The 21,458-nt window shown below is 66.1% G+C and carries 23 protein-coding genes; 12 read left to right on the top strand and 11 right to left on the bottom strand.

Annotated elements, in window-relative coordinates; genetic code table 11:
• Window positions 1-17: 17 nt before the first annotated feature.
• Window positions 18-1,052: an AraC family transcriptional regulator gene (locus tag ACTOWJ_RS28320; protein WP_441337984.1), complete on the bottom strand. Its 1,035-nt coding sequence runs from the start codon at window positions 1,050-1,052 to the stop codon at window positions 18-20.
• A gap of 339 nt (window positions 1,053-1,391) precedes the next feature.
• Between ACTOWJ_RS28320 and ACTOWJ_RS28315 the strand changes: the two genes are divergently transcribed.
• The 3 genes from ACTOWJ_RS28315 (at window position 1,392) to ACTOWJ_RS28305 (ending at window position 6,073) form a co-directional block, all read left to right on the top strand.
• On the top strand, window positions 1,392-2,789 hold the full coding sequence (locus ACTOWJ_RS28315; RefSeq protein ID WP_441337983.1) for a pectin acetylesterase-family hydrolase: 1,398 nt from the start codon (window positions 1,392-1,394) through the stop codon (window positions 2,787-2,789).
• Between the two features lie 106 nt (window positions 2,790-2,895).
• Window positions 2,896-3,534 carry a hypothetical protein gene (locus tag ACTOWJ_RS28310; RefSeq protein WP_441337982.1) on the top strand — a complete coding sequence of 213 codons (639 nt, stop codon included), beginning with the start codon at window positions 2,896-2,898 and terminating at the stop codon, window positions 3,532-3,534.
• A gap of 88 nt (window positions 3,535-3,622) precedes the next feature.
• Entirely contained in the window at window positions 3,623-6,073 is a 2,451-nt protein-coding gene (locus tag ACTOWJ_RS28305; protein ID WP_441337981.1) for a TonB-dependent receptor, read from the top strand.
• 104 nt (window positions 6,074-6,177) lie between these two features.
• On the opposite strand, the gene ACTOWJ_RS28300 is transcribed toward ACTOWJ_RS28305, so the two are convergent.
• Window positions 6,178-6,474 carry an Imm53 family immunity protein gene (locus ACTOWJ_RS28300; RefSeq protein ID WP_441337980.1) on the bottom strand — a complete coding sequence of 99 codons (297 nt, stop codon included), beginning with the start codon at window positions 6,472-6,474 and terminating at the stop codon, window positions 6,178-6,180.
• On the opposite strand from ACTOWJ_RS28300, the gene ACTOWJ_RS28295 reads away from it, so the two are divergent.
• The 6 genes from ACTOWJ_RS28295 to ACTOWJ_RS28270 all read left to right on the top strand — a co-directional run bounded on the left by ACTOWJ_RS28295 (window position 6,473) and on the right by ACTOWJ_RS28270 (window position 9,106).
• Window positions 6,473-6,982: a hypothetical protein gene (locus ACTOWJ_RS28295; protein WP_441337979.1), complete on the top strand. Its 510-nt coding sequence runs from the start codon at window positions 6,473-6,475 to the stop codon at window positions 6,980-6,982. The two genes, ACTOWJ_RS28300 and ACTOWJ_RS28295, sit on opposite strands and share 2 nt — an antisense overlap.
• Entirely contained in the window at window positions 6,979-7,281 is a 303-nt protein-coding gene (locus ACTOWJ_RS28290) for a hypothetical protein (RefSeq protein WP_441337978.1), read from the top strand. The genes ACTOWJ_RS28295 and ACTOWJ_RS28290 overlap by 4 nt, the downstream gene beginning before the upstream one ends.
• 92 nt (window positions 7,282-7,373) lie before the next feature.
• Window positions 7,374-7,661, top strand: coding sequence for a hypothetical protein (locus ACTOWJ_RS28285; RefSeq protein WP_441337977.1), 288 nt, complete (start codon window positions 7,374-7,376; stop codon window positions 7,659-7,661).
• 250 nt (window positions 7,662-7,911) lie between these two features.
• On the top strand, window positions 7,912-8,343 hold the full coding sequence (locus ACTOWJ_RS28280) for a hypothetical protein (RefSeq protein WP_441337976.1): 432 nt from the start codon (window positions 7,912-7,914) through the stop codon (window positions 8,341-8,343).
• Between the two features lie 85 nt (window positions 8,344-8,428).
• On the top strand, window positions 8,429-8,725 hold the full coding sequence (locus ACTOWJ_RS28275; protein WP_441337975.1) for a hypothetical protein: 297 nt from the start codon (window positions 8,429-8,431) through the stop codon (window positions 8,723-8,725).
• The gene (locus ACTOWJ_RS28270; protein WP_441337992.1) at window positions 8,726-9,106 is read left to right on the top strand and encodes a DUF4189 domain-containing protein; all 381 of its coding nucleotides are present in this window, start codon (window positions 8,726-8,728) and stop codon (window positions 9,104-9,106) included.
• Between the two features lie 86 nt (window positions 9,107-9,192).
• Here ACTOWJ_RS28270 and ACTOWJ_RS28265 read toward each other — a convergent pair whose 3' ends face one another.
• On the bottom strand, window positions 9,193-9,951 hold the full coding sequence (locus ACTOWJ_RS28265) for a DUF3472 domain-containing protein (RefSeq protein ID WP_441337974.1): 759 nt from the start codon (window positions 9,949-9,951) through the stop codon (window positions 9,193-9,195).
• A 487-nt stretch (window positions 9,952-10,438) separates the two neighbouring features.
• A complete protein-coding gene (locus ACTOWJ_RS28260; protein ID WP_441337973.1) occupies window positions 10,439-11,368 on the bottom strand; it encodes a LysR substrate-binding domain-containing protein in 930 nt (309 codons plus the stop codon).
• A gap of 142 nt (window positions 11,369-11,510) precedes the next feature.
• On the opposite strand from ACTOWJ_RS28260, the gene ACTOWJ_RS28255 reads away from it, so the two are divergent.
• Window positions 11,511-12,326, top strand: a complete 816-nt coding sequence (locus tag ACTOWJ_RS28255; RefSeq protein ID WP_441337972.1) for an aminotransferase class IV family protein — start codon at window positions 11,511-11,513, stop codon at window positions 12,324-12,326.
• Between the two features lie 233 nt (window positions 12,327-12,559).
• Here the strand turns inward: ACTOWJ_RS28255 and ACTOWJ_RS28250 are convergent, their stop codons facing one another.
• Entirely contained in the window at window positions 12,560-13,024 is a 465-nt protein-coding gene (locus ACTOWJ_RS28250) for an Lrp/AsnC family transcriptional regulator (protein ID WP_441337971.1), read from the bottom strand.
• Between the two features lie 105 nt (window positions 13,025-13,129).
• Here ACTOWJ_RS28250 and ACTOWJ_RS28245 point away from each other — a divergent pair, with 105 nt between their 5' ends.
• Window positions 13,130-13,771, top strand: coding sequence for a LysE family translocator (locus ACTOWJ_RS28245; RefSeq protein WP_441337970.1), 642 nt, complete (start codon window positions 13,130-13,132; stop codon window positions 13,769-13,771).
• 15 nt (window positions 13,772-13,786) lie between these two features.
• Here ACTOWJ_RS28245 and ACTOWJ_RS28240 read toward each other — a convergent pair whose 3' ends face one another.
• Window positions 13,787-14,689, bottom strand: a complete 903-nt coding sequence (locus ACTOWJ_RS28240) for a LysR family transcriptional regulator (protein ID WP_441337969.1) — start codon at window positions 14,687-14,689, stop codon at window positions 13,787-13,789.
• A gap of 135 nt (window positions 14,690-14,824) precedes the next feature.
• Here ACTOWJ_RS28240 and ACTOWJ_RS28235 point away from each other — a divergent pair, with 135 nt between their 5' ends.
• Window positions 14,825-15,631, top strand: coding sequence for an arginase family protein (locus ACTOWJ_RS28235; protein WP_441337968.1), 807 nt, complete (start codon window positions 14,825-14,827; stop codon window positions 15,629-15,631).
• Between the two features lie 62 nt (window positions 15,632-15,693).
• Here the strand turns inward: ACTOWJ_RS28235 and ACTOWJ_RS28230 are convergent, their stop codons facing one another.
• The 5 genes from ACTOWJ_RS28230 to ACTOWJ_RS28210 form a co-directional block, all read right to left on the bottom strand.
• A complete protein-coding gene (locus ACTOWJ_RS28230; protein WP_441337967.1) occupies window positions 15,694-18,222 on the bottom strand; it encodes an EAL domain-containing protein in 2,529 nt (842 codons plus the stop codon).
• Between the two features lie 14 nt (window positions 18,223-18,236).
• Window positions 18,237-19,136, bottom strand: a complete 900-nt coding sequence (locus ACTOWJ_RS28225) for a hydroxymethylglutaryl-CoA lyase (RefSeq protein WP_441337966.1) — start codon at window positions 19,134-19,136, stop codon at window positions 18,237-18,239.
• Complete coding sequence (locus tag ACTOWJ_RS28220; RefSeq protein ID WP_441337965.1) at window positions 19,133-19,804, bottom strand: hypothetical protein; 672 nt, start codon at window positions 19,802-19,804, stop codon at window positions 19,133-19,135. The genes ACTOWJ_RS28225 and ACTOWJ_RS28220 overlap by 4 nt, the downstream gene beginning before the upstream one ends.
• An 84-nt stretch (window positions 19,805-19,888) precedes the next feature.
• The gene (locus tag ACTOWJ_RS28215; RefSeq protein ID WP_441337964.1) at window positions 19,889-20,725 is read right to left on the bottom strand and encodes a hypothetical protein; all 837 of its coding nucleotides are present in this window, start codon (window positions 20,723-20,725) and stop codon (window positions 19,889-19,891) included.
• Between the two features lie 175 nt (window positions 20,726-20,900).
• Entirely contained in the window at window positions 20,901-21,446 is a 546-nt protein-coding gene (locus ACTOWJ_RS28210; RefSeq protein WP_441337963.1) for a hypothetical protein, read from the bottom strand.
• Window positions 21,447-21,458: the final 12 nt, after the last annotated feature.

Raw genomic sequence — 21,458 nt, 5'->3', positions numbered from 1 at the left:
GCGGCCGGCGCGATCGTTTATTTGATCGGAGCGGCTTGCTGGCGCACTTCGCCCGGCGCCTGTCCCAGCCAGCGCTTGAAGGCGCGGCGGAACGCGCGCGCGTCGCTGAAACCCAGGCGCTCGCTGGCTTCGGCCACGGTGACGCGTTCTTCGCGCAGCAGTTGCTGCGCTGCTTCGGCGCGGACGCAATCGCTGATGCTGCGGAAGGAGGTGCCGGCTTCCTGCAGGCGACGGCGCAGCGTGCGCACGCTCAGCTCCAGCGCGCGAGCGACTTCTTCGATCGACAAGGTGGCACTGCCGGGACGCTTGAGCACCTGCTCGACGGCGGCCTTGGCTTCGGGGACCGCTTGCGCGATCTCGCGTTGTTCCAGCATCGCGCGCAACTGCGCTTCCATGACCGGCGAATGGGTGGCGATGGGCGCATCCAGCCAACGGCTTTCGATCACCATCGCATTGCGCGTGCTGCCGAAGCGCACCGGGCAATCGAACAATTCGCGATAGCGCCGCGCGTGCTCGGGCGCCGGGTACGCCAGTTCGACTGATTGCATGCGCATGTGCGGCCCGACCAAGATGCGGGTAATGGTTTGCACGCTGCTGAAGACTTCCTCGATCAGGAACGGCTGCACGCTGTCGTCGCGCATCCGCGCCTTGGTGGTGAACACGACCTGGTTGCCGTCGACCTGCAGCGAGGTGTCGGTGAGGCCGCCTGTCTGGCCCTGATAGCGCAGGCCGATATTGACCGCCTCGCCGAAGTTGCGCGCCGTGCTCATGGCGAAGCCGGGCAGGCCGAAATGACTCAAATTTTCGCGCAGCCCCAACTCCAGGCCGAGGTCCGCGTGTCCGGTCATCTGCAGCGAGCGCCGGATGATGCGCCAGGCCTGACGCACCGAAACCAACATGCCGGCCAGCAGATCCTCGGTGCCGAAACCCAGGCCCGAACAGATGCGCATCGGCGCGACGCCGAACTCGGCGCACAGCTCGATCAGGGCGAGCAGCATCTGCGGGGCGATCTCCGGCGCGAATTCCTCCGGATCCAGACGGGGTCGTGACATCGCTGCGCCTAATGGCCGAAATGGTCCCCCCATCCTAGCGCGCCGACCTCGGCGGTGTTGGACAGCATCGCCGGGCTGTCTAGCGTGAAGGCGCTGCGATGCGGGAAAACCGCCGCGTATCGGCGCGGGACCGGGTTCCGGCCGAGCCGGAGGGCGGCGCCTGATTAGGACGCGATCCGTCCTGACGCTGAGCCCGTCGCCGCTTCAACAATGGATGCGGACCGATCCGGATCGTCCATGCCGAAACGCGTGGCGGATTCGGTCTGTCCTGAACAGGGGGATTTTGCACCGCAACAGAAACATCTTGGCCCGCCGCAACTCACCCTGGGAGGGGTACACGTGAGCAAGCACAAGAACAAGGTTGTGACGATCGCATTGGCCGCCGCGCTGGTGCTGCCCGCCGCCGCGCAAGCCGAAGAGGGCGACTACAGTTTCTGGGACACGCTGTACTACCTGGTCTGGCCCAAGGCGCCGGACAATCCGGTGACGCCCGCGCAACGCAGCGGTCCCTATCCGCTGCTGAGCAATCCGGCGAGCTTCGACGACGGTTTCCGCGCCGGCGCCTACGGCAACTGGCAAACCGTGCAACTCGCGCCCGGCACCGGCGCGGTCTGCGGCGACGGCTCGCCGTACAAGTTCTTCGTCAACCGCGCCGCCAACACCAGCAACACGCTGATCTATATGGAAGGCGGCGGGGTGTGTTCGGACTACGCGACCTGCACCGGCCAGTCCGAATGGGGCGCGCGCAATCCCAACGGCATCCCCGACGATTACATGAGCCTGTTCAACCCGGGCGCATCGCTGGTCAGTCCTTTCGTCACCCGGATCAGCCCGTTCGAAGGCATCAAGACCCAGAACTGGAATCTGGTCTACGTGCCTTACTGCACCGGCGACGAATACGTTGGCGATAAGGTCGCGGTGTATACCGATCCCACCGGCGCCAACCCCGATCCGCTGGTCTATCACCACAACGGCCTGCGCAATCAGCGCGCGATCGTGTCGTGGCTGAAGGATCATCTGCAGCGTCCGACGCAGATGGTCGCCACCGGTTGCAGCGCCGGCGGTGCGGGTTCGTTCGCCAACTACCACCACATGCGCCGCGACATCGCGCCCAATCGCGGGTTCCTGCTCAACGATGCCGGCCCGCTGTTCGACGCGCCGGTGGGCGGCGATCCGCGACGCTATCCCTCGCTGCCGATCCACAACCATCTGCGCAGCGCGTTGAACCTGCCGGCGGCCATGAACTACTTCCGCGCCGACATGCCCGAAGTCAATCCCAACAACATCGGCAGCTTGATGCCGGCGTTGGCGCACAAGTACCCGAACGATCGCTTCGGCATCGCGTACTTCTGGCAGGACATGAACTATTCGACCTATTCCTACCAGAACTTCTACGACGACATCATCAATGCCCCGGATACGCCGTCGCGCAACGCGCGCATCCACGATCGCTGGATCACCGACACGCGAAACATGCAGGCCAGCCTGGATAAGTTGCCGAACTACGGCTACTACAATCCGCAGTATCGCGATCTGAACATGAGCCACTGCTCGATGATCGTGGACTTCAAGAACGGAGATATCCAGGAGCAGAACCTGGAACTGCGCGATTTCATCGACAACGTGCTCGAGGGCAGCGGCCCGGTGATGAAGGCCAGCGAGAAGGACGACACGGCCGATCATGCCAAGCCGTTCAACCTGCTGTATTACCTGGTCAACCAACTGCTCGGTGTTTGATGCGCATCGCCCGCCGGAGCCTGGCGCTCCGGCGGGTCGGCTGCCTGTTTGATCCGTCGCGCGCCGGGATGCCGTTGCTGGGTTTACTTCGGGAGTTGTCGTCGCAATGAGTCATGGGTTACTGCGTGGGATGCTCGCCGCCGCGGTGGTGGCGCTGATCGGCCTCGGGGCGTATGCGTTGTGGCCGCAAAGCCGCGCGTCGGAGCCGTCCGGCAGGTCCGCATCGGGGGCGATGCGCGCCCCGATGGCGGCATCGCCGTCGGACGAGCAGCACCGGCGTTTGTTGAGCGATCCGCGGGTCAAGGCTTACCAATCGCAGGTCGCTTTTCAGAAACAGGCGCGGCGATTCTTCGCCGATGCCGGAAAACTCGCGCCCGCGCAACGCGAGCAGCAGGCGCAGCGTCTGCGCGAGCAGGTCGGGCCGCGAGAGGCCTCGGGCGAGATGTCCGCGGCCGAGGCGATGCTGTTGGAGGTCGGCCTGATCCAGGCCACCGTCGCCGACGAGAGCGAGCAGGCGCGGCAAGTCTCGCAAGTGGCCGCCCGCTATCGCGCCCGCAGCGATCAACGCCAACGCGAGTGGGCGTCGCGACCCAAACCGCAGTTCGACAGCTACAAGCGGCGCGAGGCGGACATCGTGCGCGAGGTCGCGGCCATGCAGCAGATTCCCGGCGGGCTGAGCCGAGACGAGTATCTGCGCCAACGCCTGCAGCAAGCGCGCGAACAGATTTATCTGGTCCACGAGTAACGCGGCATCGCAAGCCAGCGGTTAACCATCGGGCCGCCGCGGCGGCCCTGCACCATCCAGCTCGCTACAACGAAAGGGGAGTTACTTGATGAAGCTTCGTCCTCGCATGCTCAGCCTGCGCTTGCGTCAGATCCTGTTGTCCGGTCTTACCGTCGGCGTGGCGCCGTTCGCCTTCGCCGCTTCACCGCAGGAGCCGGCGACGGCCACCGAGCGCGACGACGCGGCGACACTGGACACGGTCAAGGTCACCGCGCAAAGCCGCCAGCAGGAACTCAAGGACGTGCCGATCGCGGTACAGGTCGTCAACGACGACATGATCGACAAGCTGGCCGCGACCGATCTGAGCCAGATCAGCAGCTTCGTGCCGGGCCTGTACGTGGACGGCGATCAGAAGACCCAGCCCGGCTTCACTCTGCGCGGCATCTACACCGACGACTTCGGCATCGGCACCGACCCCGCGGTCGGCATCTATATCGACGGCGTCTACGCCGGCCGCTCCGGCGGCAGCATGCTGGCGTTCAACGATGTTGAACGCGTGGAAGTGCTCAAGGGACCACAGGGCACCTTGTTCGGCCGCAACTCTGCGGCCGGTGCGATATCGGTGATCAGCAAGATGCCCAGCCATGACCTTGAAGGCAATGCGCGCGTCCGCATCGGCAACTACGGCAAGCGTTACTTCGACGGCATGTTGAACCTGCCTACCGGCGAATACGGGGCGCTGCGTTTCAACGTGCTGAGCAACAAGAGCGATGGCTGGCTGCGCGATCAGGCCAGCGGCGAGCGCTACAACGACGACAACGACTTCGCCTTCCGCAGCGCGTTTCGCGGCCAGATCGGCGAGAACACCTTCGTCTGGCTGAGTTGGGATCACGAGAAGCTCGACACCGCGGGCGCGGCCACGATCGGTCTGGTGCCACAGGCGCCGCAGACTCTGCCGCCGTCGAGGCCGCCGGTGCCGCCGGATCCGCTGAGCTTCCTCGATCCGCGCAAGCGGGTCCTGCACAACGACGGTATCGGCCACGGCGAATCGCGCGACTTCGACGGCGTGACCTTGAACGTCTCGCACAACTTCGACTGGGGCAACCTGACCTCGATCACCGCCTGGCGCGCGTTCCAATCGGCCAACCTGCGCGACGACGACGGCACCGACCGCATCACCACCTATCTGGAAACCGGCAACCGCGAGGACGAAAGCAGCTGGTACCAGGAGTTCAAGTTCAGCGGCACCACCGAGCACCTGGACTGGGTGGCCGGCGCGAGCTACTACAGCGCCGACACCAGGCAGGCCAACGAGGCCAACACGTTCACCGACAGCATCGACACGATCCTGCTCAACGCGGGCGCGCTGCCGCCGGACTTCTCCAACGGCCTATTCTTCAGCGTCGACCAGTTGCTGCAAGCCAATGGCGTGCCGGCCACGTTGTTGGGGCTGCCGTGGCAGGAGGCTTACCTCAACACCATGAAGTCCAAGTCGATGGGCGTGTTCGGCGACGTCATCTGGCATGTCGGCGACAAGCTCAATCTGACCTTCGGCCTGCGCTACACCCGCGACGAGAAGGAATTCAGCTGGTTCAACGGCCCGCGCAACGCGGCCGAGCTGGATGCGACCTTGGCCCAGCTCGACGCGATGGGCGTGTTCGCCGATTTCGGCGGTTCCGCGGCGCTGTTTCCGCAGAACGTGATCTTCGACCTGGGCAGCCTGGAAAACCAGAAGATCGCGACCAAGAACACCTGGGACGACTGGAGCCCGCGCCTGGTCGTGGACTATCACTTCAACGACCAGGTCATGGCCTTCGCCTCGCTGGCCAAGGGCTACAAGGCCGGCGGCTACAACGCCACCGCGGTCAATTCGCGCTTCGATAACGAAAACATCTGGAATCTGGAAGCCGGTATCAAGACCTCGTTCCCGGATCAACACCTGGCGTTCAACGCTTCGCTGTTCACCTATCGCTACGACAATCGCCAGGCCGTTCGGGTGGTTCAGGATCCGGGCTCCAGCTTCCCGCGCGTGGCGATCGACACCAGCGACCAGGAGGCCTGGGGACTGGACATGGATGCGCGCTGGCGTCCGCTGCAAGGCCTGACCCTCGACGCCAACGCTTCGTTCATCGACAGCACCTACAAGAACTACCTCACGCCCCTGGGCCTGGACTTGGGCGGCAAGCCGACCGGCGAGCCGTTCTGGTCCTTCGCCGGCGGCATCAACTACGTGCTCGGCCTGGGCGACGGCGGCGATCTGGAGTTTTCCCTGCGCGAGTCCTATCGCGGCAAGCGCCGTTGCAACGACGACGCGCGCGCTCGCTTCCTGTGCTTGAGCAATGCCGCTTTCGATCCGGCCAAGGCGCAATGGCGCACCGATGCGCGCATCGCCTGGAATTCGGCGGATAATCATTGGAGCGTCGCGGTGTACGGCAACAATCTGCTCAACGATCGCTACGTCGCCGACGTCCGCGATTTCACCAGCGACGTCTTCGGCACGCCGGCGGCGGTGCTCAATACGCCGCGCATGTACGGGCTGGAGTTGAGGGCCTCGTTCTGATCGGCCGGCGCGCCGTGTACGGCGCGCCGATGGTCCGGCGATTAAACCAAACGTCGCGGCCGTTGACGCCGGCCGCGGTGTGCGGCCCTATGTCGCGAGCGACTTCATTGCGGTCGTTCGTGCGACTGCGCCGATGCGAGAAACAGTTCGATCAGTCGCTCCAGATCGTCTCCGGCGCCTTTCCACACGTTCTGCTCGATGTAACAACGAGCCCACGGCGGCGTCTCGGCGATGCCCTCGTCGGTATCGTCCCACTGCGCGCCGTCCAGCGCGGTATGGCTCAGGCGAATGCTGACGAACCAGCACGGGTTGGCGAAGGTCTTGATCACGATCGCGTCGTCTTCCCAACGGCCCTGATTTTGCCGGGTGTACCACTGCTGCAAGCGAACGATGGCGCTCATGGGGACGATCTCCTCGTGGCATGTGGGGTATGGCGACCTTAGCCGGCGCGCCTCGTCGCTGTCGATTCGTCGTATGGCGATCGCGCGTTTCGCCGCGCGATGGCGCCGGCCCACGCCGAGGCGGCGATTGCGCGCCCAGGCGGACTTGGGCGAAGATCGCGCGAATCCCGGCCAAGCGCCGCGAGCAACCGCCGCGCAGATCGGCGGCCCAAGGACACCCGGCGATGTTCGCGCGCCGGGCCACGAAACGGAATTCGAGACCACTGCGATGCCCACGCCCACGTTTGCGACCGAGATCGACAAGACCAAAGTGCTGATCGCCAGCGTATTCCTGCTCGCGCTTGGCCTGGGCTGCGGATACTACTTCGTGCGCGGGCCCGATCCCGACAGCATGAGGGAGATTCTGCGCAGCCCCTACATCTACTATCCGATGATGGGGCTGGGGGGCGTGTTGTTTCTGGGCCTGAGTTGCTGGGTGCGTGCAAGCTGCGCAGCGGCAGCCCCTTGAAGGCGGGGCCGGAAGGTCTGGATCTGAACGGATCGATCAAGATCGGATGGAGCGATATCGCCGGCGTGGAAGCCTATACGGATCTCACCAGCTCGGCGTTGCACGGTTACAAGATCGTGTTGAACGACGCCGATCGTTTCCTGGCCGCGCATCGCGACCATCGGCGCTACAAGCGGATGGTTTCGGCGTATTCGACCGTGGGTTCGCCGGTCGTCGTCTACACCAATGGCCTCCGCTTCGACGACGACAAATTCCTGCGGGTGGTAGAGCATTACCTCGGCGAGGCCGGCCGGCGCTAGTTGCGGCCGCTGCCAAACGCTTATCTCCGGTCGTGGTTCATGCCAGACTGGCGCCCATTCGGCGCTTGCGGCGCAACATCTTCGGGGGATTCGTGATTCGCATTGTTCCGCTGTTGGCCGCGGCGCTTCTGAGCGGCTGCGGATTGGGCACCGGCACAGTCTCGGCGGATATCGACCGCCTGCATCCCGGCTGCAAGCTGGAAAAGATCCGATCGATCCATTACTTGAACGACGGCGACCGGTTCGTGCTGGCCAAGTTCACCTACACCTGTCCGGGCGATAACTACCTCAAGTACGGCAACTGGGTTTACACCAAGGGCATGGACACCGGCTTCACCACCTATTGCTGCGTGCGCGAGGCGACGGCCGAGGAGCTTTGACGCAAGGGCCCGTCGACCGCTGACGCGGCATCGGGTTTTGCAGGAACGGTCCGGGAGCGGGCGATCATGAGCGTCTACTGGAAAGACATCGAAACCGACAGCGGTCGCTCGATAGCCGAACGCGAGTGCGCGCATTGGTCGCACCGGATTTTGACTTCCGGCACATGAGCGCTCGGCGGCCGCGGCGCAAGCTCGATTCCAGCGCCGGTATCGCATCGGCGGGTTCGATCCACCGGGTCTACAGGACGTCATGACCACTATCGCCAATCCCTTCCTGCTGGCCGGCGCCGCGTTGAGTGCGATGGCCGCGCTCGCGCATCTGGGCTGCATCGTGTTCGGCGCATCGTGGTATCGCGCGATGGGCGCCGGCGAACAGATGGCGCGATTGGCCGCGGCCGGACATTGGTATCCCACTGTCGTGACTCTGGTGGTGGCGGCGCTGCTGTCGACGTGGTCGTTGTATGCGCTGTCCGGCGCCGGTGCGATCGGCCGCTTGCCGTTGTTGCGATTGGCGTTGTGCCTGATCACCGGCGTGTACCTGTTGCGAGCGTTCGCCTTCGTCGCGTTGAAGCCCTATTTCCCCGGCAACAGCGACACGTTCTGGTGGCTGAGTTCGGCGATCTGCCTGCTGCTGGGGCTGGTGCATCTGATCGGTCTGCGTCAGGTCTGGGGCCGTCTGTAGCCTCGATGAGGGCGTCTTGCCGGCCGATGGCCTTGCGCTATCATCCCGCCATGCAAGGCCCGCGCGGCCGCAACGGGGAAGGACGATGTCGACGCAAGGAATCGGCGGTGGTTTGGCTTCGATCGGTTGGCTGGCCGGCGGCGCGCTGGCGCTGATGTCGGCCTCGTTCGCGGCTCGGGCCGATCAGGGCTGTCCGGAAGGGTTGGCGCCTATCGGGCGGGCGCCGGGACCGATCTGCGTGCCGCAGCCGGGCTATCACGGTCCGACGCCTCAGCAAGCGCCGGCGGCGCCCGCGGCCACGCCGATGCCCAGCATCACCATGATGCCGTACCAGCGGCCCAGGTTTTACGGCGTGCACGTATCCGATCCGCAGCGTTCGTAGCTGTATTCGTCGAATTATTCCTACGATGTCCAGGACGCCACTCATCTGGCCTTGAACTACTGCCGCGAGCAGACCGGACACGAGTGCGAGGTGCTGGGGGCGTTCGTCGACGAGTGTCAGGCGATCGTGATCGACAAAGCGCACAAGACCTATCGCGGCGTCGACTTGGTGCCGCGCCTGGCCGGTCGCGAGGCGATGGTCGAATGCAAGAAGGGCACGTCGAGCGGCGAATGCCGGCTGTGGCGATTGCCGCTGTGTTCCGGGCTCGGTTACGGCGACGGCAATTATGTCGGCAAGAACAACGGCCGCACGTCCGAGCAGATCCAGGACGAGATCCAGACCATGACCCGGGAACTGTCGGCCGAGATCGACGGACGCTGAGGGCGCCCGGCGTTCGATGAGCGGCAATGCGAAGGCCCGCGGTCGCGGCCTTCGCATTGCGCAAACCGGTGTCGGCGACCCGCCGATCACTCGCTCGGCGATGCGTATCCGCCCAGATCGCTGACGATATTGATGCACTTGCCGGTGCTGTCGCAGGCGGCGTGCGCGATGTTCTTGTCGTTGCAGTTGCCGTAGGTCTGGGTGGTGTGGCTGGTCGCCGGGACGTTACCGTTGGCCACCGGCGCATAGAACACCGAAGACTGCGCGCCGATCACCTTGCACGAGGCCAGTTCGTTGGCGCCCTGGCTGTATTCCTCGACGAAGCTGACCGACTGGCTCTTGAAGCCGCTCCAGCCGGAGGGAATGAGGATGGTGGCGACGGTGATGCTCTGACCGCTCATCAGGTCGGTGACCACGCCGTTGACCCGATTGGACGAGCGGATCACCTCGACCTTGTACTTATGCCCGGCTTTCCAGTCCCATTTGATCTGGCATTGCACGCCGCTGCCTTCGTGCGAGAAATGGTTGCAGCTGGCGCGGCTGGACGCGTCCCAGCCGCTGGCCAGCCAGATCGAGAAGTTGAGCCAATGCTGGCCGCTGCGGTTCTGCAGGCCGATGTAGCCGCCGTCGCCGCCATGGAACCAGAACTGGTTGGCCCAATAATAGTTCGAGCGCGCGCCGCCGTCGTGATTGACCTGATCGTAGAAGGTCAGCCGGTTGTAGCCGGCCGTGGTCGCGGGCCAGCGCGCATCGGTACTGACGATGCCGCCCACGACCACGGCTTGCGCGTTGGGTCCGAGCAGCGCGCACGCCGCGATCAGCGCGCTCAAAACCAGCTTGTTCATTGCCGTTTCCTCTTGCAGAAGATGGATCAGCCCGCGAAGACGGGACCGCGCACGGTCAGTGCAGGGCCGAACCTAGCCCGCCGCGTGGATGCGGGATACCGGCGATAACGTTGTCATTGCCGAACAGCGCGGAACCGCGTCACGCAATGCGCGATTGACCTGTGATCCGGCGTGCCCGGGGCAGTGCGAAGTCATCCGGCCGCCTCGCCGACACGGCGCCCGACACCATTGCACGCCCGCATCGTCCCGCGGCCGTCTGCGGATCGCCCCACGGACTCGCGTTGTCGCAAGACAACGATGTCCGCCGATTCGGCGCGCTGCGCGAATGACGATCACTTACGCGGCCACATCAGAATCGATCCTCCCCTGTAGGAGCGGCGCGAGCCGCGACCACGACAACACAGCGACGTCGTAAGCCCGATGTCAGATCGAATCTCAGGCATGCCGAACACTCACCGTCGTAACGGTGAGCCACCCGACTACCACGCTAATCCGCCGCGCCCTGAGTCTGTTCGGCCTGCTCAGCCAGCCAGCGCCCGAATGCGACGATGCGCGGATCGTGTTCCGCGCTTTGCGGATAGACCAGGTGATAGGCGTAGTCGGGCGCCATCGGCACGCCGATATCGAACAGCCGCACCAGGCGCCCTTGGGCCAGATCGTTGCCGATCATGTCCAGATCGGCCAGGCCGATCGCGCCGCCGTCGAGGACCGCCTGCACCACGAATCCCGAATCGGGAAAGCCGACGCAGCGGCGGTCGTCGAAATCCTCGACGCCGGCCGCGGCCATCCACATGCGCCAGTTCGGCCAGACCAGGCCATCGATCTTCCATTCCACATAGCACAGCGTGTGCTCGGCCAGATCGCGCGGTTGCGCCAAGCGTGCGCCCGATTCGATCAGCGCCGGGCTGCAGACCGCGACGATCACCGTATCGAACAAACGCTGCGAACGCGTGCGCGGGTAGCGGCCGGTGCCGAAGCGGATCGCGACGTCGACGTCATCGCTATCGAAATCGCGCAGTTCATCGCTGATATCGAAGCTCAGCTCCAACTCGGGATGAGCGGCCTTGAGCAGCGGCAAGCGCGGCAGCAGCCAGTTGCTGGCGAAGCGCGCGCTCAGCGAGACGCGCAACTGGGTCGAGCCGCGCGTCAACCGCCGCGCGCGCGCGGTGGCGCGATGCAGGGTGTCGAGCGCGGAGACGGTGGCCGCGTACAACTCGATCCCGGCCGGGGTGAGCTGGATGCTGCGGCTGGTGCGTACGAACAGCACCAGTCCCAGTTGATCTTCGATTTCCTTGATCTGGTGACTGACCGCGGCCGGAGTCAGGCCCAACTCGTCGGCGGCGCGGGTGAAGTTCAGATGCCGCGAGGCCGCTTCGAAGGTTCTCAGCGCGCGCGTACCCGGCAACATGCGATTCATCGATCTTCAAGCCGTTTTTGACGATCCATCGAAAACTACTCGTTTTTCGCGGACGCCTCAACGGCGGATGATTCCGTCCATCCCCTTCGCTCGCCGGGACGCGGTCCGCATCGCGGCCGGCGGCGCATCCATGGAGCATCGCATGTCGGTTGATTCGAGTTCTTTCGTCGCCCATCGCAACGGCCGCCCGGCCGTCGCCGAGGATCTGATCCCGCTGGCGTTCGCCGGCCACGCCCATTTCACCGCGATGCAGGTGCGCGCGGGCCGGGTGCGCGGCCTGGACCTGCATTTGCGCAGGCTGCGCGAGGCCTCAATGACGCTGTTCGGCCAGGCCTTGCCCGACGAGCGCACGCTGGCGTACTTGCGCGCGGCGCTGCAGGCCGGACCGCAAGATCTGTCGCTGGTGGCCACGGTGTACTCGCCGGCGGGCGAGTTCACCGCGGCCGACGAGGCCGCGCGACTGGATCTGCTGGTGCGCACCAGCGCGGCCGCGTCCGGCCCGTCGGGGCCGTTGGCGCTGAGTGTGGTGGAGTACGAGCGCTATCTGCCGCGGCTCAAGCACGTCGGCGAAGTAGCCAAGACCCATGCGATGCGCGAGGCGATCGCGCAGGGGTACGACGATGCCGCGTTCGTCGATCGCCAGGGCCGCCTCAGCGAAGCATCGATCTGGAATCTGGCGTTCTGGGACGGACAGGCGGTGGTATGGCCGCAGGCGCCGATGCTGGGCGGCACCACCATGGCGATCGTTCGCCGCCAGTTGCAGCGCTTGGGTGTCGCCCAGCGCGAGCAGGAGATCCGCGCCGCCGATCTGCCGGCGTTGGCCGGTGCGGTGGTGATGAACTCATGGACGCCTGGCGTGGCGGTGCACCGTATCGGCGCGACCGAGTTGCCGCCGGCGCCGGATTTTCTGCGACTGCTGCACGAGGCGTATCGCGCCGAACCGGCGGTGTCGCCATGAGCGCGCGCTTCGCCGCTGTGTCCGTCGGGCGCCGCTGACATGCACGCGCTTATCGTCGTGGCCCATCCCGATCCGCGATCGCGCGCGAACTGGGCCGCACGTTGTTCGACGAATCGCGGCGCGGCCAGGCGGCGTGACTCGGGCCGCCGGTTCGCCGTCGGCGGCCGACGCGGCTTCGCGCAGGCGGTGGCGGTGGCGCAAGCAAGCGAACCGCAGCCGCGCGAACGCTTCGCTCACAACGGCAAGGCGTAGCTCTGCTTGACGATCTGGCTGGGCAGATCGGTCTTGACGTTCTGGATGCCGTTGGCGCGGGTCAGATGGCGGGTCTGGAAGCGCCGGTAGGCGTCGAGGTCCTCGACCACCACGCGCAGCATCGCGTCGCTCTCGCCGAGCATGATGTAGCACTCCATCACCTGCGGCAGTTGCTTCATCGCCTGGATGAAATGTTCGATGGTGTCCGCGTCCTGGGCGGTGAGCCAGACCCGGGTGAACAAGGTCATGCCGATGCCGACCTGGGCCGGGCTGAGCACGGCCACGTAGCGTTCGATCACCCCGGCCTCTTCCAGCAGACGCACCCGGCGCAGGCAGGGCGAGGGCGACAGCCCGACCTCTTGCGCGAGTTCGGTGTTCTGCAGACGGCCGTCGCGTTGCAACGCGCGCAGGATGCGGCGGTCGATCTCGTCGAGCTTGGCTGGCATCGGGTTCTCCAGGGGTGGAGGGTATTGAAATTAAATGCCAATTTACAGGATTTTTGCGCAATCTTCGCAAGCCGATTGCGCGCCCGGCGGCGTAGCATGCTCGCCATGGAACCGACCACTTCGCTGCTGTTCGCCGCCACCGTGCTGCCGCTGATCTGCACCCCGGGGCCGGACATGCTGTTCATCGCCGCCCAGGCGCTCAATGCCGGCGCGCCGGCCGGATTGCGCGCCACCGCCGGGGTCTGCGCGGGCTATGGAGTGCACTCGTTGCTGGTGGCGTTCGGCCTGGCCGCGCTCATCGCCGCATCGCCGCTGCTGTTCGAAGCCTTGCGTTGGATCGGCGTGGCCTATCTGGCGTATCTGGCCTTGCGCTTGCTGCGCTCGGCCTTACGGGCCGGTTCGATGGAACCGAGCGAGGGCGCGCGCGGGGCGCAGTTCAAGCGCGGGTTTCTGACCGCGGTGCTCAACCCCAAGGGCATGATGATCTACTTCGCGATCCTGCCGCAGTTCATGCGGCCCGAGGGTTCGGCCGCGCTGCAGGCGATGGCGTTGTCGGCGATCTTCATCGCCTTGTGCGCGTTGGTGTACGCCGTGTTGAGTCTGGCGCTGGCCTCGACCCGCCGTCGCTCCGGCGGACGAGGCGGATCAGGCGGATCAAACGGGTTGGACGATCGCCGCCGACGCTGGGTGGAAGGCGTCTCCGGCGGCATGGTCGCGGTCGCCGCCGGCGCGTTGGCGAATAGCTGAGGCGCGGACGCGGCGTTATCGCTGCGCGACATCGACGCGGAGTTCGGCCAACAACGCGAGCACCGTCGGCGCCTGCGCGAGCGCATCGCGGGTCAGCGCGTGGATGCGGCGGCTCAGCGGCGGGCCGGCGCGCGCGCGCGTGACCACGCGCTGCGCGCTGGCCAGACGCAGTGCCAGTTGCGGCACGAAGCCCACGCCCAGGCCGTGGCCGACCATGTGCAGCAGCAAATCGTAATCGTCGGCGGTGTGCGCGATACGCGGAGCGAATCCGGCGATCGCGCAGGCGCGTTCGGCCAGCAGGCTGTCGTCGCTCTGGCGCGAGCCGACGATCCAGTCTTCGTACGCCAGTTGCGCCAAGTCGACCGGTCCTTCGTGCTCGGTCCAGCGCTGCGGCAGCGCCAACATCACCGGTTCTTCCAGCAGCGGCCAAGAACTCAGGCCGGTCGGCTCGGGCCGCGGCACCAGGTTGTAGGCGAAGCTCACCGCGAGTTGGCAACGACCCTCGCGCACCGCATCGATGGCGTCGTGCGATTCCAGTTCGCGCACCACGACGCGCAGCCCCGGGTGACGCGTTTGCGCGCGCACCACCGCCGGCAGCAGATGGCTCTTGGCGAAGGTCGAAAAGCAGGCGACATCGAGGGTGCCGACGGGGTGCAGGTCGGCGCCGCGCAGATCCAGCATCGCCGCTTCGGCCGCCTGCACGATCGTCTCGGCGTGCACCGCCAAGCGCTGACCTTCCGCGGTCAGGCGGACTCGCCGGCCGACGCGTTCGAGCAAGGCGACGCCGGCCTCGCGTTCCAGCGTCGCCAACTGTTGCGATACCGCCGATGAGGTCAGGTGGCAGGTCTGCGCCACCGCGGTCATGGTGCCGCGGCGGGCGAGTTCGCGCAGAAGGCGCAGGCGGGTCAGGTCGAACATAAAGAAAATCTTACATCGGACCTAAGTTTTGTGAAGTAGACCTTGGCAAAGGCGAGGCCTAAGGTCGCTCACGGATCGGCGCAACGGCCTTCGGTGGCCGTCGATCCGTCTTCCGTCCTTTTGGAACACGCCTGTATGAGCCGACTGAGCCTGCTGGGAATTCCCAACGACGACAATTCTTCCTATCTCAAGGGCAGCGCCGAGGCGCCGCCGCTGATCCGCCGCGAACTGCACAGCGACGCCTACAGCATCTGGAGCGAAACCGGCGTCGATCTGGGCGCGGCCGGGACGCTGCTCGATCACGGCGATCTGCGCTTCGACGGCGGCGAGGATCCATGGGACACGATCGAGCGCGAGGTCGGGCGCGCGCTCGCATCCGGCGCTCCCTTGATCTGCCTGGGCGGGGACCATGCGATCACCCATCCGATCCTGCGCGCGGTGCGCCGCCGGCATTCGCGCCTGACCATCGTCCACGTCGACGCCCACGCCGATATCTACGATGCCTACGAAGGCAACCGGCGTTCTCACGCTTCGCCGTTCGCGCGGATCATGGAGGAGGGTTTGGCGGACCGTTTGATCCAGCTCGGACTGCGCACCATCAACGATCATCACCGCGCGCAGTTCGAGCGCTTCGGCGTGGAGGTGATCCCGGCCAGCGAGTGGGGCGCGCAGTTGCGGTTGCGGATCGACACGCCGATATATCTGTCGATCGATATGGACGGCATCGATCCGGCCCACGCACCCGGCGTATCGCACCGCGAACCCGGCGGCCCGTCGGTGCGCCAGGTGATCGATCTGATCCAGCATCTCGATCAGCCAATCGTCGCGGCCGATATCGTCGAGTACAACCCGCGTTGCGATATTTCCAACCTGACCGCGGTGGTGGCGGCCAAGCTGCTCAAGGAAGTCGGCGGGATGATGCTGAAGGCGGCGCGGGACTGAGTGTCGCGCCTATCGCGAGCCATCGCGGGCCGGCGGATTCCAGCCGCATTGCGTGATCACCGCTAGCTGTGCGCGAGGCAGTAGTCGCGCAAATCCTCCGGCGACAAGCCCGGCGCGAACAGAAAGCCCTGGCCGATCACCACGCCCAATTCGCGCAGGAACGCGCGCTGGCGTTCGGTTTCCACACCCTCGGCGACCAGGCCCAAGCCCAGGCTGCGGGCGATGCCGGTCACCGCCTGGCACACCGCCACGTCGGATTGATTGTCGGGCACGCCCTGCACGAACAACTGGCTGAGCTTGAGGCCGTGGATCGGCAGCCGGCGCAGGTAGTTGAGCGCGCTGTAGCCTTCGCCGAAATCGTCGATCGACAAGCTCACTCCGAGCTCGCGCAGGCGCGCGAAGGTACGCACGGTGTCGGGCGCGTCCTCGATCAGCACCCGCTCGGTGAACTCCAGTTCCAGCGACGTGCCGGCCAGACCGTATTCGGCCAGCGCGGTGGCGACGCTGTTGGCCAGATCGTCGCCGAGGAACTGCCGGTACGACACATTCACCGCCACGCGCTCGATCTTGAGCCCCTCGTCGCGCCATCGGCGCAACTGGCGGCAGGCTTCATGCAGCACCCAGCCGCCGATGCCGACGATGTCGCCGGTGGTTTCGGCGTGGTCGATGAAACGGTCCGGACGCATCTCGCCGAGCGAGCGGTTGCGCCAGCGGATCAGCGCTTCGGCGCCGATCACCCGGCCATCGTTGAGATCGACCTGCGGTTGGTAGACCAGATGGAATTCGTCGTTGTGCACCGCCCGGCGCAGGTGGGTTTCCAGTTGCAGGCGGTGCAGTTGTTGCTCGGCCAGTTCAGGGGTGAAGGCCTGCCAGCTGTTGCGGCCGCGGCGCTTGCTGTCGTACATGGCCACGTCGGCGCTCTGGATCAGCTGCTGCGCGGTGCGCCCGTCCAGCGGCGCCTGGCTGATGCCGATGCTGGCGGTGATGCTGAACTCCTCGCCGTCGACGCGGAAGCTGTCGCCGAAGATTTCCAGGATCGCGTCGGCCAAACGTTCGCCGCGCAGCGGATCGCCATCGAGCGAGCACACCACCAGGAACTCGTCGCCGCCGAAGCGCGCGATCTGCGCGTTGTCGCCGACCGCATGGCGAATGCGGCGCGCGGCCGAGGCCAGCAGGCGGTCGCCGGCGGCGTGGCCGAGCACGTCGTTGACCACCTTGAAGCGGTCCAGATCGATGTACAGCACCGCCAACGGCGAATGCGGATAAGTGTCCAGGCGCCGTTCGAGTTCGGCCTGCACCGCGTCGCGGTTGAGCAGTCCGGTCAGCGGATCGCTGCGTGCCTGCACGCGCAGATGCTCTTCTTCGAGCTTGCGCACGGTGATGTCCTGCAAAGTGCCGGTGAGCACTTGGCGCACTGCGTCGCCGACGCCGGCATCGGCGATCGCGCGGACCCAGAAACCGCTGCCGTCCTGGCGCAGCCCCTGCAGTTCCAGATCGATGCCGCGGCCGCCGGCGAGGGTGCGTTCGAGCGCATTGCGCAGGCGATGGCGATCGAGCGGCTGCATGCACTCGATCAATTCCTCGATCCGCGCCGGCACGGTTTCGCGGCCGAGAATGCGCGCGGCCTCGAAAGTCAGGTACAGCCGGTCGCGGCCGGCGTCCCATTCCCAGCCGCCGATATGCGCCAGCGCCTGGGCGCGGTCGAACAGGGCGCTGTCGCGCTTGAGTTCGGTGACGTTGGAGAACAGCGCGAACACCTGATGCGGGCGGTCGCCGCCGGGCGGGAACTGCGGTACCGCGGTCACCGACAGCCAGATCAGCTCGCGGCGGTCGCGGTGGTACAGGCCCAGCACCGTGCTCTCGACGATGCGTCCGCTGGTCAGCGCCATCTGCGAGGGGTAGTGCTCGGGCCGCAGTTCGTGACCGCGCTCGTCGACCACCATCCAATGGCCCGAGCGCAGTTCGTCGGCGATGCTCTGGCCGGTGTGCAGCGACAACAGGCGCATCGCCGCGCTGTTGGCGTAGATGATGCGCAGCGCCTCGTCCTGGACGATAACGCCGCGATCGATGGTTTCGACCAGTTCGCGGAAGCGCAGCTCGGTTTCGGCGCGGCTGCTCAGATCGCGCGCGACCGCGATGATGCGGCGCTTGCCTTCGAACTCGAAGCCAGCCGAATGCACTTCCACCGGGAAGCGGGTGCCGTCGCCGCGCTTGTTGGTGACCTCGATGACGTAAGTGTCGCCGCGGTTCAATCTTTCCCAGACCGGCGCCAGATGATCGCGCGGCAGTTCCGGATTGAGCACGTGGATCGGCTGGCCGACGATGTCCTCGCGCACTCGGCGGTGCGCGCGCGTGCCTTCGCGGTTGATCTCGACCACGATGCCGTCTTCTTCCATGACCGTGACCAGGTCGGGAATCGCGTCGAAGGCGGCACGATACAGCGAGGCCGATTCGCGCCGCAGCGCCGCCAATGCGTCGCGCAAGGTCGTGCGCAACGCCTCCGGCAAGTCCGGCGCCAGCAGCGCGCGTTCCAGCGCCGCGATCGTCTCGGCGGTGTCCGCCTCGGTCGCGGGCGGGGACGGCGCGTCCACGGGCGTGTCGGGATTCACGCCGCCGCCAGCGCCTTGCCGACCTTGCTGCCGGTCTCGCGACCCAGCAGTCCGGCCAACCAGCGGCCGGTGTCGGCCAACGCGTTCAAATCCACGCCGGTCTCGATGCCGAGCCCGTGCAGCATGTAGACCACGTCCTCGCTGGCGACGTTGCCGCTGGCGCCTTTGGCATAAGGGCAGCCGCCGGTGCCGGACACCGCCGAGTCGACCACCGCCACGCCTTCCTCCAGGCAGGCCAGGATGTTCGACAAGGCTTGGCCGTAGGTGTCGTGGAAGTGCACGGCCAAGGCCTGAGTGGGAACTTCGGAGGCGACCGCTTTGAACATGGCGCGGGCTTTGCCCGGTGTACCCACGCCGATGGTGTCGCCTAGGGAAACCTCGTAGCAACCCATCGCATGCAACGCCTTGGCCACGCGCACCACGTCGGCGATCGGCACCTCGCCCTGATAAGGGCAGCCGAGCACGGTGGACACGTAGCCGCGCACCGCCACGCCGTCGGCCTTGGCGCGCGCCATCACCGGTTCGAAGCGGGCCAGCGATTCGTCGATGCTGGCGTTGATGTTGGTGCGGTTGAAGGCTTCGGAGGCGGCGGTGAACACCGCGATCTCCTCCACGCCGACCGCGCGCGCCCGGTCGTAGCCTTGTTCGTTCGGAACCAGCACCGGGTAATGCACGCCGGCGCGGCGATGGATGCCGGCGAAGACCTCGGCGGCGTCGGCCAACTGCGGCACCCACTTGGGACTGACGAAACTGGTCGCCTCGATGCTGCGCAGGCCGGTGGCCGACAGGCGGTCGATCAGTGCGATCTTGTCGGCCGTGGCGATCTGCGATTTCTCGTTCTGCAGTCCGTCGCGCGGACCGACTTCGACGATGCGTACTGAAGCGGGGTAGGTCATGGGATTGCGGTCTCTTTCTTGACGCGGGTGAGCGTCACGGATTTGCGGTCGGTGGCGAACAGCAGTTCGGGCTGTTCGCCGAGCACCACGCGCAAGCGGTCGGGAGCCTCCTGGACCAGCGCGTTTCGGTCGTCGATCTTACGCCCTGGCGGCAGCGGGTCGTTCTGGATCAGGGCGTATTTCTCGTCGAGCCGGGTGCCGCGCAGGCGGTTTTCGGCGACCGCGCGCAGGGCCAGGTCGGGGCTGGGCAGCCAGGCGCTCGCCTGATCGCCTTCGATCCGGTACAGCACCAGGAACGCCGCGTCCTTAGGCGTGCGTTCGAGCAGCGGCTTGCCCTGCGCCCCGATCGCGCGTTCGGCGTCGGCGGGGGCGATCACGATGTAGCGATTGCGGCCCAGGACGAAGCCGACCAGATCCAGGGCCACCGCCTGTTCGCCCATGCCCGGCCAGTTTTCGGTGTGGCAGCGCGAATCGATGTAGATGGTCTTGGTGATGCCGTCGGCCTTGAGGTTCCAGGTGCCGGGCAGGTCGGGATCGCAGGCGAGCGGCTGGACCGGGGGACGTTCGAACACCACGCAGCCGCTCAAGCCGATCAGGGCCAGGCCGAGCGCGGCGACGCGCAGTCGCGGCGGGAAGGCGGGGCGATGGCGGCGGAGTGTCGTGGTCATGGTGGGCCCGGGGCACGCGACAAAGGCATAACATCGATAACGGCAAAGGGTACGGGTATCCGGCCGCGCGCGGTGCGTGGCGGATCAGCGGCCGGCGGTTTTGCGCTTGGCCGGGGTGGCCGTGCGCGGTTTTGCCGGTTTATTCGATGTATTGGCGCGCACCAGAATCAGCATCGGGCTGGAATAGAACAGTTTGGGCTGGCTGCGCAGCCATTGGCGGACCTGTTGCGGCGAGGCCTCGATCAGATTGAACAGGTCGGTGGGGGCATCTTCGTCGTCGTCGACGCGTAGCTCGTAATCGGGCGCGTCGATGTTCTCGGCCAGTTGCTTGCGAATCAGCGGTTGCGCCGCTTCGAAATCGCTGTACTCGCTGTGAGCCCACGAGCGCGCAGTCAAGCCGGCGATGCTTTTGCGCGCGATCAGGACCGAAATGCGCTGGTGCATCATCGAATAGAACTCGACCCGGTCGCCGGCAACTTTGTAGCGGTAGATCGTGTAGCCGCGTTTGGGGAGGGCCTTACGCAGTGCGCGGTCGGCCGGGTCCGAATGCGCTTTATCGGCCGCGGCATCATCCGAGTGTTCGTCGTCGTCATCCGCCTTGAAGCCGGTGAAATCCTGCTCGGCCACGACGTAGTCGGAGCCGTCCATGGAGACGAACGACAAGGTGATGCCGTCGAGTTCTTCCGGTGTTTGCTTCTCGCCGTCGGTGACCCGGCAACGCGCGTCGACCCTCACGGTGTCTTCGTGGTCGTCGGGGCCCTGGTACTCGGCTCCGTACAAGCCCCACTCGCTTTGGTTCCAGGTGCCGATCAGACGCGGATCGCAACTCGCCGCCTCAGCGGCCGGCGGCGCGCGGAACACCGTCATCTGACATCCGCCGAGCAAGCCCAGCGCCAATACCCCGATCAAACGCATACGCATGGTATTCCCTCCATAGAACGGTCAGGACCGGGACCGGCCGGCGTTCCGGCGGTCCCCGCGACCCGGCGCTCCCTGCCGGGGTTGGAAACGCTTGCTGTGTAAACGATTGTGGCGCCTATTGCGGCCGAGCGCTCGTCAGGCCGCGCGCTCGGCCCGGCAGGCGTCTGGCGGTCGCTCAGCGTGCCCCCGGGGATACCCGTTGGAATCGATAAACGACACCGCGACCCGGACGTTCGAACAGCTCGGGATGTTCGCGCAGTTGCTTGCGGATTTGCGCGGACTTGCCGGTCAGGAAATCGGGCGTTTCACCGACGGCGTTCTCGCGGATGTCGCGCGCGTGAGTCACGCGACTGAGCTCATTGTGGTCGCCGACGTCGATGCTCAGCGACCGGTCATCGACCCGATAGCGCACCAGGCTCACCATGTGTGGATACTTCTTGAGTTCGGCGCTTTCGCCCGCTTCTTCCGTGCCTTTTCTGCCCGCGATCAGCGCGCTCACATCGGCGATCTTGAGTCCGATATAACGCTCGCCGCCGGCCTTGAACACGCCCAGATCGACTTCGCGCGGTGTGTAGTTGGCCGGCAGATAGGCGCGGCAGTTCGCATCGATGCGCAGGCGGCGTTCGTCTTGTGCGCCCAGATCGGCGTCGTCGCTCTGCCAGTCGCCGACCAGGGCGCGATCGCAGGGCAGGGCGGCCGACGGCGGATTCTCGACGATCACGCAGCCGCTCAA

It is taken from the genome of Lysobacter sp. CA199 (assembly GCF_052078715.1).
Taxonomy (GTDB): domain Bacteria; phylum Pseudomonadota; class Gammaproteobacteria; order Xanthomonadales; family Xanthomonadaceae; genus Lysobacter.
This window is presented reverse-complemented; position numbering and strand designations above follow the sequence as displayed.

Excerpts from the sequence above, each read along its gene's own strand:
- ACTOWJ_RS28320 (WP_441337984.1), bottom strand. The coding sequence starts at position 1,052 with ATGTCACGACCCCGTCTGGATCCGGAGGAATTCGCGCCGGAGATCGCC.
- ACTOWJ_RS28310 (WP_441337982.1), top strand. The coding sequence starts at position 2,896 with ATGAGTCATGGGTTACTGCGTGGGATGCTCGCCGCCGCGGTGGTGGCG.
- ACTOWJ_RS28305 (WP_441337981.1), top strand. The coding sequence starts at position 3,623 with ATGAAGCTTCGTCCTCGCATGCTCAGCCTGCGCTTGCGTCAGATCCTG.
- ACTOWJ_RS28295 (WP_441337979.1), top strand. The coding sequence starts at position 6,473 with ATGGGGACGATCTCCTCGTGGCATGTGGGGTATGGCGACCTTAGCCGG.
- ACTOWJ_RS28300 (WP_441337980.1), bottom strand. The coding sequence starts at position 6,474 with ATGAGCGCCATCGTTCGCTTGCAGCAGTGGTACACCCGGCAAAATCAG.
- ACTOWJ_RS28280 (WP_441337976.1), top strand. The coding sequence starts at position 7,912 with ATGACCACTATCGCCAATCCCTTCCTGCTGGCCGGCGCCGCGTTGAGT.
- ACTOWJ_RS28275 (WP_441337975.1), top strand. The coding sequence starts at position 8,429 with ATGTCGACGCAAGGAATCGGCGGTGGTTTGGCTTCGATCGGTTGGCTG.
- ACTOWJ_RS28265 (WP_441337974.1), bottom strand. The coding sequence starts at position 9,951 with ATGAACAAGCTGGTTTTGAGCGCGCTGATCGCGGCGTGCGCGCTGCTC.
- ACTOWJ_RS28260 (WP_441337973.1), bottom strand. The coding sequence starts at position 11,368 with ATGAATCGCATGTTGCCGGGTACGCGCGCGCTGAGAACCTTCGAAGCG.
- ACTOWJ_RS28255 (WP_441337972.1), top strand. The coding sequence starts at position 11,511 with ATGTCGGTTGATTCGAGTTCTTTCGTCGCCCATCGCAACGGCCGCCCG.
- ACTOWJ_RS28250 (WP_441337971.1), bottom strand. The coding sequence starts at position 13,024 with ATGCCAGCCAAGCTCGACGAGATCGACCGCCGCATCCTGCGCGCGTTG.
- ACTOWJ_RS28245 (WP_441337970.1), top strand. The coding sequence starts at position 13,130 with ATGGAACCGACCACTTCGCTGCTGTTCGCCGCCACCGTGCTGCCGCTG.
- ACTOWJ_RS28240 (WP_441337969.1), bottom strand. The coding sequence starts at position 14,689 with ATGTTCGACCTGACCCGCCTGCGCCTTCTGCGCGAACTCGCCCGCCGC.
- ACTOWJ_RS28235 (WP_441337968.1), top strand. The coding sequence starts at position 14,825 with ATGAGCCGACTGAGCCTGCTGGGAATTCCCAACGACGACAATTCTTCC.
- ACTOWJ_RS28225 (WP_441337966.1), bottom strand. The coding sequence starts at position 19,136 with ATGACCTACCCCGCTTCAGTACGCATCGTCGAAGTCGGTCCGCGCGAC.
- ACTOWJ_RS28220 (WP_441337965.1), bottom strand. The coding sequence starts at position 19,804 with ATGACCACGACACTCCGCCGCCATCGCCCCGCCTTCCCGCCGCGACTG.
- ACTOWJ_RS28215 (WP_441337964.1), bottom strand. The coding sequence starts at position 20,725 with ATGCGTATGCGTTTGATCGGGGTATTGGCGCTGGGCTTGCTCGGCGGA.